Source organism: Pseudomonas putida (assembly GCA_029953615.1).
Classification (GTDB): Bacteria; Pseudomonadota; Gammaproteobacteria; order Pseudomonadales; family Pseudomonadaceae; genus Aquipseudomonas.
In genome coordinates, this window is sequence record CP124529.1 from 5,370,331 (window position 1) to 5,382,270 (window position 11,940).

16 protein-coding genes and 2 pseudogenes are annotated in these 11,940 nt (G+C 56.6%); 11 read left to right on the forward strand and 7 right to left on the reverse strand.

Translation table 11 applies throughout. The features are described from left to right. Nucleotides 1-135: 135 nt before the first annotated feature. A complete protein-coding gene (locus tag QIY50_24580; protein ID WGV20399.1) occupies nt 136-312 on the forward strand; it encodes a DUF3606 domain-containing protein in 177 nt (58 codons plus the stop codon). Nucleotides 313-329: 17 nt separating this feature from the next. Further along, nucleotides 330-605, forward strand: a complete 276-nt coding sequence (locus QIY50_24585; protein ID WGV20400.1) for a hypothetical protein — start codon at nt 330-332, stop codon at nt 603-605. Between the two features lie 255 nt (nt 606-860). On the opposite strand, the gene QIY50_24590 is transcribed toward QIY50_24585, so the two are convergent. Continuing rightward, nucleotides 861-1,235: a DUF4440 domain-containing protein gene (locus QIY50_24590; protein ID WGV20401.1), complete on the reverse strand. Its 375-nt coding sequence runs from the start codon at nt 1,233-1,235 to the stop codon at nt 861-863. 217 nt (nt 1,236-1,452) lie between these two features. Here QIY50_24590 and QIY50_24595 point away from each other — a divergent pair, with 217 nt between their 5' ends. Further along, the gene (locus QIY50_24595; GenBank protein WGV20402.1) at nt 1,453-1,998 is read left to right on the forward strand and encodes a GNAT family N-acetyltransferase; all 546 of its coding nucleotides are present in this window, start codon (nt 1,453-1,455) and stop codon (nt 1,996-1,998) included. A gap of 130 nt (nt 1,999-2,128) precedes the next feature. Beyond that, nucleotides 2,129-3,115 (forward strand): GNAT family N-acetyltransferase, encoded by a 987-nt coding sequence (locus QIY50_24600; protein WGV20403.1) that lies wholly within the window; start codon nt 2,129-2,131, stop codon nt 3,113-3,115. Nucleotides 3,116-3,211: 96 nt separating this feature from the next. On the opposite strand, the gene QIY50_24605 is transcribed toward QIY50_24600, so the two are convergent. After that, nucleotides 3,212-3,421, reverse strand: a complete 210-nt coding sequence (locus QIY50_24605; protein ID WGV20404.1) for a hypothetical protein — start codon at nt 3,419-3,421, stop codon at nt 3,212-3,214. Continuing rightward, nucleotides 3,415-3,747: pseudogene (locus QIY50_24610) on the reverse strand (DUF4113 domain-containing protein). The gene QIY50_24605 and the pseudogene QIY50_24610 overlap by 7 nt, the downstream one beginning before the upstream one ends. A gap of 89 nt (nt 3,748-3,836) precedes the next feature. Here QIY50_24610 and QIY50_24615 point away from each other — a divergent pair. From QIY50_24615 to QIY50_24635, 5 genes are all read left to right on the forward strand, one after another. After that, the gene (locus QIY50_24615; GenBank protein WGV20405.1) at nt 3,837-4,088 is read left to right on the forward strand and encodes a hypothetical protein; all 252 of its coding nucleotides are present in this window, start codon (nt 3,837-3,839) and stop codon (nt 4,086-4,088) included. After that, the gene (locus QIY50_24620) at nt 4,085-4,621 is read left to right on the forward strand and encodes a hypothetical protein (GenBank protein WGV20406.1); all 537 of its coding nucleotides are present in this window, start codon (nt 4,085-4,087) and stop codon (nt 4,619-4,621) included. Before QIY50_24615 ends, QIY50_24620 begins: the two co-directional genes overlap by 4 nt. 516 nt (nt 4,622-5,137) lie before the next feature. Continuing rightward, complete coding sequence (locus QIY50_24625; protein WGV20407.1) at nt 5,138-5,734, forward strand: hypothetical protein; 597 nt, start codon at nt 5,138-5,140, stop codon at nt 5,732-5,734. A 318-nt stretch (nt 5,735-6,052) separates the two neighbouring features. Continuing rightward, nucleotides 6,053-6,370, forward strand: a complete 318-nt coding sequence (locus QIY50_24630; protein WGV20408.1) for a hypothetical protein — start codon at nt 6,053-6,055, stop codon at nt 6,368-6,370. A gap of 30 nt (nt 6,371-6,400) precedes the next feature. Next, a complete protein-coding gene (locus QIY50_24635) occupies nt 6,401-7,096 on the forward strand; it encodes an SOS response-associated peptidase family protein (GenBank protein WGV20409.1) in 696 nt (231 codons plus the stop codon). Here QIY50_24635 and QIY50_24640 read toward each other — a convergent pair. Then, on the reverse strand, nt 7,059-7,265 hold the full coding sequence (locus QIY50_24640; protein WGV20410.1) for a hypothetical protein: 207 nt from the start codon (nt 7,263-7,265) through the stop codon (nt 7,059-7,061). The genes QIY50_24635 and QIY50_24640 overlap by 38 nt on opposite strands. A gap of 24 nt (nt 7,266-7,289) precedes the next feature. Next, nucleotides 7,290-7,499: a hypothetical protein gene (locus tag QIY50_24645; protein ID WGV23115.1), complete on the reverse strand. Its 210-nt coding sequence runs from the start codon at nt 7,497-7,499 to the stop codon at nt 7,290-7,292. Nucleotides 7,500-7,699: 200 nt separating this feature from the next. Here QIY50_24645 and QIY50_24650 point away from each other — a divergent pair, with 200 nt between their 5' ends. Then, nucleotides 7,700-9,598 (forward strand): acyltransferase family protein, encoded by a 1,899-nt coding sequence (locus QIY50_24650; GenBank protein ID WGV20411.1) that lies wholly within the window; start codon nt 7,700-7,702, stop codon nt 9,596-9,598. A gap of 32 nt (nt 9,599-9,630) precedes the next feature. Here the strand turns inward: QIY50_24650 and QIY50_24655 are convergent. Beyond that, a pseudogene (locus QIY50_24655) lies at nt 9,631-10,149 on the reverse strand (DUF2514 family protein). Further along, complete coding sequence (locus tag QIY50_24660) at nt 10,146-10,634, reverse strand: glycoside hydrolase family 104 protein (protein ID WGV20412.1); 489 nt, start codon at nt 10,632-10,634, stop codon at nt 10,146-10,148. Before QIY50_24660 ends, QIY50_24655 begins: the two are co-directional and overlap by 4 nt. Nucleotides 10,635-10,724: 90 nt before the next feature. On the opposite strand from QIY50_24660, the gene QIY50_24665 reads away from it, so the two are divergent. Then, nucleotides 10,725-11,918, forward strand: coding sequence for an acyltransferase (locus tag QIY50_24665; protein WGV20413.1), 1,194 nt, complete (start codon nt 10,725-10,727; stop codon nt 11,916-11,918). The last annotated feature ends 22 nt before the right edge of the window (nt 11,919-11,940 follow it).

Consider the following 11,940-nt stretch of genomic DNA (forward strand, 5'->3'; position numbering starts at 1 on the left):
TTTTGGAATCGTTTTTCGCTCCCCTCCGGCTTTCTGCCGACCAATTACCCCCAGAAAAAATAAACCTGCGCCGCTCCCATAGGTCCAGATGTTCACCGGCCTGGATTGACCAGGTCTCCTCAAAGGAGCCTAGAAATGGCTGATGATCTTTTGAACCGAGGCACTCAGGATCGGACTCGCATCAATCTCAGCGAAGACTGGGAGGTCCATTACTGGTCACAAAAATTCGGCGTCACCGAGCAACAGCTCCGGGAAGCTGTGAAGGCCGTAGGCAATAGCACAGAAAACGTTCGGAAAGAGCTTGGTAAATAACCTGTCCAGGAGGCACAGTGTATGAGGTTGCGGTGGACGGTGAAGCCAGCGTGTTGCAGTGCGAGGTAACTGATCTAGTGGATGAGCAGCCTCGGCCCGGCGCCTGGTCGAGCGATTGGGACGCTCAAGGCTACCGGGAGCTGGAGTTTCGCGTGATATCCGGCCAGTGGCTGGATCCAGACGGTGGCCCACATGACTTGGGCCGGAATGGCTGCGCCGAGATGGCCGACCGTTACGCCGAGTTCATCGAAGAGGAACTATGGCACCAGATCGACGCCGAGCGGGCCGCCTGAATGGTCATGCTCGTGCGCCCATAACCAGACTGCCTCCGCCAGTTTCAGCATGTCCACCAGATCACCTTCGTCGATTTGCCACCGTCGGCGCGCGGCACAGTCCAGCTCGCTCAGGACTGCTGCGCGCCATCAGGATCAGCCACCAGGGCAAATTAGTTGTTCAGGTCAGAGAAACAGGCTCATGTAGCCAAGACATCATTCCTATCTCCACCGTCCGCTTTCGACCCGAAGCGGCCATTCATCTGGCGTTATTTTTTATTCTCTTGCCCTCACCGTTCCCTGGTGGAATGCCATTTGCCAATCGTCTCCCACCTGGCGCCATATTGAACTTCTCAAAGATTCGGTGCTGCCGCTCGGACTAAGGACAGTGCATCGATAGGTGGTCAGCACCACTTTTTCGGACAGGATGCGTATTTGAAAATCGTTGATCTGACGCTGGACAAAGTCCTGCTCCAGCAAGGCGTCTATGATCTGTGTTCGGTTCCAAACGGCACCATTCGCGCCAAATTCCACAAAATCTGGAGCCAGGAAGCTGTTCAGTATGTCGCGATCAAGGCGAGACTCGCGTTCAAGCAGACGTACCTCCAGCGCGTGAATGGCTGACTCCAGCCATGCCTTCGAAACACTCATGTGGTTGACCTCCTTGTGCGAAGCATTAAACCCCCGATAGGCATGGCTGGATGGATCCAGGCCGTTACTGTTGGCCTGAGAACACCGCCGAAACAGTTTGTGTGGTTGGGAAGCAGGAAAAATTTGCTGATGCCGCCATAAGCGCCAGTTGATCGTAACTCGCCAACTGGCATGGCGCATGCAACAGCCTACGCAGTACCCTTTTAGATCTGATCACATGGATAGCATCAGCTTGTTACCCAAGCTCCTTGTTCGCAAGCCTGTCAGCGATGATGCCGCTGCCATTGCCATCCTTCACATCCACAGTTGGCAAAGCGCCTACGAAGGTCTGTTGTCAAAACGATACCTGAGTTCCTTGGACACCAGTGTGGAACGCCGTGTGGTGTTCCTGAAGCAGGCAATTGAGTCTGGCAGCCCGTCAATTCGCGTTGCCGAATTTGATGGGCAAGTGATTGGCTGGGTTTCCTTCGGCCCTAGCCGTGATCAGGATGGTCCCACCGGCACTGCTGAACTGATGGCAATCTACCTCGACCCGGCATTCTGGGCGTGTGGTATTGGTACAGCTCTCTGGGCAGAGGCCCGGCAGGCAATAATGGGTCATGGCTATCAACAGGTTTGTGCTTGGGTGCTCGATGGCAACGAGCGAGCCACACGCTTTTACTGCAAGCATGGTTTTTCAGTGCAGGCAGGAAGCCAACGCATCTTTGAAGAAAACGGTGAACCACTCCCGCTTACCCGTTATGGCGTGATGCTCGATTCATGACGAAACAGATCGCTCTGCAAGCATTCACTTGGCCATGGTAAGCAGAGCTAGAGCTGGGTAATTGATGCGTGTGGATAAGGTGATTTGTCACGAACAGAGCCCAGTCGAAAGGCTCCCTGAGAGAACTCATATGGACTTGCTCGTTACCCCGGCAGCCCCTGAGGATCTGGCAGGCATCGCGGTCGTTACGGTGAAGGCCTGGCAGGCAACGTTCCATGGAGTCCTGCCAGATGCATATCTGGCCGGGTTAACCGTCGAAGATCAGTTGCAACGGCATCAGGCCCTGTTCGCCCGTAGTGGCGTGTTCTACTACACAGCCAAAGTGGCGGGAGAGATCGTGGGCTTTTCGTCGGGAGGGCCGAACCGAAGCTCGGCGTCAGATGTGGTTAATGAGCTCTATGCCTTGTATCTGCTACCCCCCTGGCAAAATCGGGGCATTGGGCGACGATTGCTGCTGGCGGTGGCGATGCAGCTTCAGGCACCGGGCCGTCAAGATTTGCTGGCTTGGGTGTTGTCCCATAATCCGCATAGAAACTTTTATCGGCATTGTGGTGGCAGCAAGGCGACAACGAAATCCATCAACTTGGCTGGACAATCATGGCCGCTCACTGGATATCGTTGGTCATCTGCCCCAGCAGATGATACGCGCGTGTTCAATCCGGACGATTACCTTGAAACCCTCGGCGGGCGAGTATTCAGCCAATCGCGGAACGCTGATGCCTGGCGGTTGGTGATGCTGGCGCTGGAAGCTGCGCTTTCGCGGGCCGGGCCGAATGCCAGGTTGATATTGGTAGTAGGCGTGCAGGGTGCGGGAAAAAGCAGTTGGATCGAATTTAATCGTGCTGCTGGGGAAGACAACCATTGCCTGTATTTCGATGCGGCACTGCCGCGACGCAAACATCGTGAGCCGATACTGGTATTGGCCGCACAGCATGGGGTACCGGTCACCGCCGTCTGGTTGAGAACTTCGCTGGAGCAAGCGCTTACACGCAATGCGTTGCGACGCTCGGATCATCAAGTGCCGCAAGCGAGTATCGAGGCAGTTGCGGCCGCGTTCGAGCCACCTTGCAGGTCTGAGGGTTTTGTCGAGATCGTCGTGGTACCTGACATTCATTGAGATCGCAGTACCGCCAACTGTCTGCTTTGGGTCGAAGGCAGCCATTCACGACCGGCAAAAATAACGCCCCGCTAGCCGCGGGGCGCATCGATCGGCTCAAGTCACCTCTCCATCCTCAATCAAAGCCCACAGCCTAGCCGCCTCGGCAAACTCCAGCATGTCAGCCAACTGGCTCGCATTAACGTAACCGCGTCGGTGCGCAGAAATCGCGAGCTCGGCAAGCACCCTAGCTCGGCCATCCGGATCGGCTATCAGAGCGGGCTGATCATTGAGTTCGGCCAGCCAGGCCGCTGGCAGGCTCAACATTTGACCGTCCACAATTGATCGATCCGCGTTGTATAGGATTGGCTCATCATCTCTCTCCTCATCCCCCAGTCCGGTGTCGCCGGCACGCTGGCGGCTCGCATTGTCCCCCTCCCCCAGCGCTCATTGATGTCATCCATCACCTGCATCAGCCGGTCACATGCCACCGATTGCTTGAGCGCAAACAAATCCTCTGAAAACTCACCTGGTTGCCGCAGGTCCATCCCCAGCAGCACCTCGGCCTTGCTGTAGCGGAACCCAGGCCTAAAGATCCGCCCGACCGCCTCGGTGGCCAGTCGAGTCATCAGCAGCGTGTCGCAGGTTGGGTATTCGAGTGCCTCTGGAGCAGCATCAACGGTGATGAGTTGTGGAGCGCCAACCCATGGGTCTGGGCGGTCGAGTTCAAGCGGGTGCAGCCATGACTCGCCTCGCCCTCTGCCTCCTGCTGCTGGCCACCGGAGCCAGCGCAACCGAGAACGTCATCGACGTCGAGCACGACAGCCAGCGCGGCGTCACCTGCTACATCCTCAACCATGTCGGCATCAGCTGCATCCCCGACAGCCAGCTACAGGCCGGCAACGAGCGCCAGTTCTACCCGCACGAAACCCAACCCGAACCTACACCCGCTCTGGCGCCTGGGCGCTGGATTGATGAGAGGTATGAGCTGTGAAGAAATCCACCGACTTCCTGCAGGCCGCCATCGACGTACAGGCCGAGCGCGGCAAGCAGTACGACGCACCGGACGGCACTCGCAGCATGGTGAAGACGGTCCAAGCCTTCAACGCCATAACCGGTCGCGATCTCACCGAAGCAGAAGGCTGGCTGCTGATGCAGGTCGTCAAGGACGTGCGCCAGTGGCAGAACTCCGACAAATACCACGAGGACAGCGCGTTGGATGGCGTGGCGTACGCCTCACTGAAGGCTGAGGCCCTGGCCGCTGGAGACAAGCCATTAAAACTTTCGGAGAAATCATCTAGGCGGCCAAATCGGGCGACCGGCCTGACTACGACGACCTGCGTCTATCAATCACCATCAAAATCACCATTGGTCCAGGTCGTGGAGACGTTGTATCTGGTGCTTGTACTCGCACACTATCTGATAGGTAGCGCTCGCGGTCCCAGTGACGAGAGCACCTACCACACCGCAATCTGCCTCTACGAACTGCTCCCACGCTGCCTGCGCCTGGGGCATCATGGCCGGTAAATTTTTCGGGAGCCAGCCTTTATCGACGTACTCCTTTGCGGTGGCCAGGGCCTTCTGGTACTTCTCTTTCACAGCATCCTTAGCCGCCTCCCGCATTGCATATGCGCAAAGACCTGAATCCTGGGTGGTTTTGGTCTCCGGCTTCCTCAAGCACTGCTGCCAATCGGCCTCCAGCTTCGCCGCGTACTGACGCACCGCTGCATCCCGTGCTGCATTCTCTGCTTCTTCCCCGTGCAGCTCGGCGTGGGCTGCGCCCACTACTACCAGCACCGCGCCTGCGATACCGGCCTTGATAGCGGTCTTCATTTTTCTCATTTCCCTGAGTGATATCCCGTCCGGCATGGTGCCGTTCCAGGCGGGTTTGGCTCGGCCAAAAGCCGGGCTGAGGTGATCCCTAACGCATTATATGCGTTGCCATCACCATCGAGCTGGGGCACCGCAACAGCAAGCAGTACAGCGAGTAACCCCTCCCCCTACAACTCAAGCCCGCCGACATGCCCGGGCATGGAGAGACTCATGCTCAATTTCCTGACCCGCTTGTTCAAATGTAAGAAGAAGCCGAAGCACCGTCCGGTCATAGGCCCGACCGGTTTCGCGCGCGGCCATAGCCCGGCAGCCGGTCGGCAAGATCCGATGCTTGATCCGCTGAGCCCGTTGAGCCCGGTCAGCCCGCTACATCCCGCTTACCAGGTCGACAGCTATGAGCCGGCGCGTTCAATTGGTTCGTGCTCAAGCCGCGACTACAGCAGCTACTCGTCGAGCGACAGCAGCAGTTCTAGCGACAGCGGATCCAGCTCCAGCAGCCAGCCGAGCAAAGGTGGGCTGTGGATCAACGAACCAAGTGTTACAATCCGCCACTTCAAATCAGCGCTCAAGGCGCTGGACATCCGTGAACGCCGGCAGTACGACACCCGCCACACCTACGCAACCATGTGCCTGATGGCTGGGATGAACCCCGCGTTCATCGCGAACCAGCTCGGCCATAGCGTCGAGATGTTGCTCTCTACCTACGCGAAATGGATCAGCTCCTCCTCGGACTGGAGGGAGCTGGAGAAGCTGCCGCCCCGAGTCGAATTGGCCCAAAATTGGCCCAAAACTGACGAGAGGGCCTAAATACACCTCTGGAACCCCCGCAGGACAAGCACTTGATTTCTACCGCTAACATCACCATGCGCTATGCAATGGGGTTTAGCAGGTGGAGATGCGTAGGTTTTACTGGCTGAAACTCCCCTCTATCCCCCGCCAAAACGCACTGGTTGGTTCGCCGATTGGTCCGACAGTCTGTGCCCATCCTCCATGCCGATTCGGCATACTCCGTTAATTCAATTTCCTGTACACCAATACCGCCATTGTCACTTTGTCGCTCCAGGCTTGGCGACGAGCACGAATGCAAATACTGTATACATATACAGTTAGATTCAGACGCTCATCATGGACATCGACACCACTGGCTTTGAGTTGGGCATGCCAACTCGAGAAGAAATGCTCGAGCACCAGTGCCACCTGCTCTGCAACGAGAATGACCTGCTCAGGCACGACCTTGCTCAGGCCAATCGCAACATCAACAAGCTGGTCCAGATCAACCAGGACCTGCAGGCGCAAATCGCCGTGGAGCACAAGCGTGCAAACTGCGCGTATGTCGAATACGTGCACCTGATGAACACGGCTCGATGTTCCTATGGCATCGACCTGACCAGAGATGGCTTCGCTCTCAACCTTGGGGAGCTGGTCAAGAGAACCATGCCCTAACCTACGCTCATGGTTTCGGAGGAATCAATTATGTGTGGAAGGTTGAGCCAGTACCGGGGCATACACGACTTCGTTGAAACCCTGAGCCTGCCCGAGACTTGGCGAAACAACGTCGGCGAACATCCGCTTGGCCGGTACAACGTTGCGCCGACCACTCCGGTGGCAGTGCTGCGGGTTGATGACGCAGGTCCGCGGGCGGACCTGGTGAGGTGGGGATGGCGGCCGCATTGGGCAACCGACCGGGCTGCGCCGATCAATGCTCGGGTCGAGAAGGTGGCGCACGGCCCATTCTTCCGAGCGATCTGGCCGCACCGTGCCATCACGCCTATCGACGGCTGGTACGAATGGGTCGATGCAGGTGGGCCGAAGAAGCAGCCGTATTACATCCGTCGCCGGGACGGGCGCCCTGCCCTTTGCGCGTCGATCGGCCAATTCACCGGCGGCGAGCACGACGGGTTTGTGATCATCACCGCCGATGCCCGGGGCGGCATGGTCGATGTTCACGACCGTCGGCCTGTCGTGTTGTCGCCAGAACTGGCCTACGAGTGGATTGGAGCAGAAATGCCGAGCGAGCATGCCGAGCAACTGATGCTCAACCTTGGAGAGCCGGCCGAGGCCTTCGCGTGGTACCGGGTTGGCACGGCCGTTGGCAATGTGCGCAACCAGGGCGCCGAGCTGATCGAACCAATTAGTGAATCGGACCAGCAGGGCCGCCTAACGCTTTGAGCTGGTAGTCGGTGACTGCCTGACACTGTGACTCTGCGATCATCCGCAGACGCTCTACCTCTTCCGCCGGCGCACCAGAGGCCTTAGCTTCATGGTGACGCTTCCATGCCTGCACGGCGTCGGTATACATGGGATGGTCCGGATAAAGGAACGGTGGTTTAGTCTCCATCTGAACTCCATTCTGAGGCCGCCATCATTGAATAGTAGCCGGTGCCCGCCCTGCTTGGATTAACTGGTAATCGAGAACCGCTTGGTATAGCGAATCCGCCAATAGGCGTAGACGCTCGACTTCTTCAGGCGGCGCGCCATGGTCCTGTGCCTGGTGGTACTCCCGCATGGCTTCGATGGCCTGCTGGATCAGTGGCTCGCCTGCTTCGATCATCCCTAGTATGGACCTGTTCATTCGTCGCGCCCTCGTCAGGCCGGTCATGAAATTCTGGCGGCCTTTCTGTATAGTGCCAGCGTTTCGCCAGGGACACGTGCGCCAATTTGCGCTCTTAGGCAGAGGGGCTAGGAATTTTACCAAGCTTCGAGCCCATGGAATGTCAAGTTTAAAACGCACTGCAGCCTTATCAGCCAACCAGAAACCTTGCAGTGATTTAAATGAGCTCAATAAGACAGGATATACAAGCCCTAAGGGGGCTAGCAGTAGCACTAGTAGTACTAGACCACATAGGCCTGATGTACCTGAAGAACGGGTATCTCGGAGTTGATATATTCTTTGTAATTTCTGGATTCTTGATTACCTCGATCATCGCCGGCAAGATCAAAGATAAAGCCTTTTCATTCTCGGACTTCTATCTACGGCGTGCGCGCCGGCTTCTTCCTTCTGCTTTTACAACGATAATCCTGACTTCCATCGGCTCTGTTTTTTTCCTGAACTCTATTGAGCTTCAAGCTCTCCAGTCACAGATTATTGGCGCGCTCACATTCAGCATTAACTTCGTGCTCTGGGGGCAAACCGGATATTTCGACGTTGCTGCCGCTTTCAAACCGCTGCTTCACCTTTGGTCCTTGGCGGTTGAAGAGCAATTCTATCTATTTCTCCCGGTTATTCTGATCTTCACTCCTCGCCGACTCTGGCCTCACACAATTGCAACTCTCATAGCTGCCAGCCTTGCAGTTTGCATCTATCTCTTGTCGACAGACACGAGTGCAGCATTCTACCTTTTGCCTTCGCGCGCATGGGAGCTATTGATTGGATCTGCTGGCGCTCTCGTGGCCCATAGCGATAGGGTCAGAAGCGCGTGCAAGCCCTTGGTAGTACCAGCCATTGTTGGTTTGATCGCCATCCAGTTCTTTACTACAGGCCTCCCTCATCCAGGATTGGATGCACTCATAGTTTGTGCGGCCACGCTGATACTGATTCTTGCTCGTAGCGAAGCTCTAAACTCTTCTAAAGTTTTGAAGCCGCTTTCTAGCCTGGGCAATATCTCCTACCCGCTTTACCTTGTGCACTGGCCGCTCATGGTATTCATGAACAGTTCCTACGTCGGCCCAATCCCTCTGGAAACCAAAGTTGGCGTTGTCGTCCTCTCGGTGGTTCTGGCAGTTGTTATGCACAAAGCAATTGAGAACCCCTTCCGCTTCGCCGGCAAGCGCGCCCTCCCTACCTTCGCAACGTACGCTGCGGCTGGTGCCGCGGTCCTCGCAATTCATCTTGCAGTAGTTGAGGCTGGGAAACCTTCCATCGATTTCAGCGCAAACCGCGCGCCGAACTATGGACTGAACAAGAAGTGTGACAACTTCAATTTCTCTGATGACCCTGCGTGTAAAACCAGTAAGAGTCCAGCCACTATTGTTTGGGGAGACTCTTACGCGATGCACAATGTGCCAGGGCTGGCAAAGACGCAGAACATTGACCTTCGCCAAGCCACGTTCAGCGCCTGCCCGCCGTTCATTGGAACGTCACCATTCAATCCGAAAACAACTATCCCTCAAAAAGTCACGAATTGTATTTCATTCAACGATAAGGTCTTGAACTTCATCATGAATGACGAGTCGATCAAGAACGTGATTCTCGCTGCATCATTCGCCAGCTACGCCAACCCAGGCGGAAAAATGTCCGTACGCCAGCCGCAAGGTGAAAACGTACTTGTTGATACCGGTCTTCCTTCACTAAAAAGCGATATATCTAACACGATCGAAAAGCTGCGATCCTCCGGAAAGCAAGTCATAGTTATCGCCAGCCCTCCGGGAATAACTACGCAAAATCTGAATTGCATGGAGCGAACCCTCAGCGGAAAGGTAAGCTTTGGTGATAATCTAGACTGTGGTAAGCCACGAAGCGTATTTGAGCGGTACTCAAAGAATCTTGACCAATTCTATTCGTTCCTCGAGCAGGATCTTCATGTTAAGGTTGTTCGCCTCTCGGATACTCTATGCAACACATCTACGTGCGTCAGCATCATTGATGGCGTGCCTATTTACCGAGATGAAGGCCACCTAAGTGTGGTTGGCTCCATGAAAATTTACCAACTGGCTCAACGCGTAATCAATTGAGCTGAACCAGCCAATTTGAATAAGCCCGCTTATCAGCGGGCTTTTTTCTGGGTTGCAGCAAGAATGCTCTGACATGCGACACCTGCTATTCGGCTCCGCTCAAGCGCTTCTGCGAGGCTTCCCGCCATTCGGTCAGCTTCTTCAAGCAACTCCCCGAGCACCACGACGGTAGAGGCTCCTGTTTGGCGCTGCTGGGTAGCGATGGCGTCGCAGGTTGCTGTTCGACCGTCCCGCAGTCTGGCGATTTCACCGCGCAGCCCACCAGCAGCAGACTCAGCAGTAGTGGCGCGGCCTTGGGCCAGTTCCAGTTTCTTGCGTGCATTCTCACCCTACTGGTCCGCCACGGCCTGGCGGCGCTGTTCCTCGGTTCTGGCCTGGGCGGCGGCGCGCCGGTCCCGCTCGGAGACCTCCAGGCGGTAGTCGGACAGTTCCTTGCGTGCCGCTGTGACCTCTCCATTAGCAAGCACAACCCGGTAATGCTGCCCGCCGGCAACTAGCACCAAGGCAATCAGCCACCAGCACCAAGCCGGTACCGCGCCAAGCCAGGTCATGCCAGCACCCCGCCGAGCTTCTGCCACTGAGCCAGCACCTTTTCCAGGCGGTGTGGGTTCTGCCCATAGTTATTGCCAGGGAAACTGGCCCAGATGTTCGAACACTTGGCGATCGCTTGCTCGATACGGCCGGCCTTGATGTCGTCCAGGGCCTTGCGCTCGCGGATCTGCTGCAGCGCAATGCGGTCCTGGTTCTCCGGCGTGAATCCGCCCGACAGGCGAAGGCTGACCCGGTACGCATCCCAGTAACGCTCGAGCAGCTGGTATCGGCCGGCTGCCGTGCTGGTTACGGGCTTGCCGTTTATTGGGAAGGTCAGCTTGCGCCGCGGGTGGTCAAAATAGCCCTTAAACAGGCCGCCGCCATACAGCACGTTGTAGCCGTCATCGCTCGCCTTGACGGTCGAGGTGCCTTCAGAGAAGGCAATCAGGTCCAGAAACCGGAGCACGTTCGCGCCTCCGGCCTGGGTCTCGGTGAGTCTGGCCATGTTTTCTCCAGGCACAAAAAAGCCCGCGACTGCGGGCAAAACGGTATCATCGGCCGTTTATTCAGCGGCCCCATGACAGGGAAATCAAAAATGCAAGGCAAACACTTAGCCTATCGACCGGACATTGACGGTCTTCGGGCAGTGGCCGTTTTGGCGGTTACAATCTTTCACTTCAACAAGCAGTGGATGCCAGGCGGGTTTATCGGTGTAGACATCTTCTTCGTCATCTCGGGGTTCCTTATCACCGGGATCATCTACGGCAAGGGCGATGGCTTCTCCTTCGCTGACTTCTACGGTCGTCGAGTGCGCCGGATCTTGCCTGCGGCCATCTTCGTCACGGCCATAACTTTGGTCGCCGGCTCGCTTCTCATGATGCCGAGTGATGTGAAAGACCTGTCAGGCTCTGCGATCGCTGCAGCTCTGTCAGCCGCTAACGTCTACTTCTGGCTTTTCCTCGACACCAGCTATTTCGCTCAGTCGTCCGAGACTGTGCCACTTCTTCACATGTGGTCGCTTGGTGTGGAGGAACAGTTCTACCTAGTGTGGCCGGCCTTAATGATCATCGCCATGAAGCTGGGCGGTAAACGCCTGCTGGCTACCGCGGCTGTGATCATCGCTATAGCATCGTTCGCGGTAAGTGAGTACTACGTTACGCGTGATCCATCATTCGCCTACTACATGCTGCCTTCCCGCGCAGGCGAGCTGCTGGTGGGTGCCCTGCTCTTCCTATGGCTGGACTTGCGGCGCATCAGCTCCGCCGTGGCGAATGCCGCGGGCATATTCGGCGTGGCCCTAATTGCTGGTTCGTTGGCCGTGCTAGACGAGACAGGCGGATTCCCTGGCGTCCGCTCGATAGTCCCAGCGGTCGGTGCGGCACTGTTGATCCTAGGCGGCTCCGACAAGTCCGGCCTGCTGGCCAAAGCGCTTGCCAACCCAGTCGCCCGGGCAATCGGACTTCGATCTTTTTCCCTGTACCTGTGGCATTGGCCGGTGCTGGCTTTCTACCGCTACGGGTTACGGCGAGCCAAGCTTGGCTGGCGGCATCGCTTGTGCCGCTGCCATGCTGCTGCTTACCGAGATCACCTACCGACTGATCGAAACACCATTCCGTACCTACTCGCCTCGCTGGCTGATGACCAAGGCAGCACCGATATTTGCTACCAGCGCCGCCGTGATGGTGCTTGGGTATGTCTTGATCCAGACCAACGGTTATTTACCAACCGACGATCGGTGGATTTACAAAAAAGAGCTGACCCAGCACTACTTCAATACCAGGTCCGCTAGCCGATACCCGTTTAATTGCCAG

Excerpts from the sequence above, each read along its gene's own strand:
- QIY50_24630 (WGV20408.1), top strand. The coding sequence starts at position 6,053 with ATGGACATCGACACCACTGGCTTTGAGTTGGGCATGCCAACTCGAGAA.
- QIY50_24640 (WGV20410.1), bottom strand. The coding sequence starts at position 7,265 with ATGGAGACTAAACCACCGTTCCTTTATCCGGACCATCCCATGTATACC.
- QIY50_24625 (WGV20407.1), top strand. The coding sequence starts at position 5,138 with ATGCTCAATTTCCTGACCCGCTTGTTCAAATGTAAGAAGAAGCCGAAG.
- QIY50_24605 (WGV20404.1), bottom strand. The coding sequence starts at position 3,421 with ATGTTGAGCCTGCCAGCGGCCTGGCTGGCCGAACTCAATGATCAGCCC.
- QIY50_24615 (WGV20405.1), top strand. The coding sequence starts at position 3,837 with ATGACTCGCCTCGCCCTCTGCCTCCTGCTGCTGGCCACCGGAGCCAGC.
- QIY50_24650 (WGV20411.1), top strand. The coding sequence starts at position 7,700 with ATGAGCTCAATAAGACAGGATATACAAGCCCTAAGGGGGCTAGCAGTA.
- QIY50_24635 (WGV20409.1), top strand. The coding sequence starts at position 6,401 with ATGTGTGGAAGGTTGAGCCAGTACCGGGGCATACACGACTTCGTTGAA.
- QIY50_24665 (WGV20413.1), top strand. The coding sequence starts at position 10,725 with ATGCAAGGCAAACACTTAGCCTATCGACCGGACATTGACGGTCTTCGG.
- QIY50_24580 (WGV20399.1), top strand. The coding sequence starts at position 136 with ATGGCTGATGATCTTTTGAACCGAGGCACTCAGGATCGGACTCGCATC.
- QIY50_24590 (WGV20401.1), bottom strand. The coding sequence starts at position 1,235 with ATGAGTGTTTCGAAGGCATGGCTGGAGTCAGCCATTCACGCGCTGGAG.
- QIY50_24645 (WGV23115.1), bottom strand. The coding sequence starts at position 7,499 with ATGAACAGGTCCATACTAGGGATGATCGAAGCAGGCGAGCCACTGATC.
- QIY50_24595 (WGV20402.1), top strand. The coding sequence starts at position 1,453 with ATGGATAGCATCAGCTTGTTACCCAAGCTCCTTGTTCGCAAGCCTGTC.
- QIY50_24660 (WGV20412.1), bottom strand. The coding sequence starts at position 10,634 with ATGGCCAGACTCACCGAGACCCAGGCCGGAGGCGCGAACGTGCTCCGG.
- QIY50_24600 (WGV20403.1), top strand. The coding sequence starts at position 2,129 with ATGGACTTGCTCGTTACCCCGGCAGCCCCTGAGGATCTGGCAGGCATC.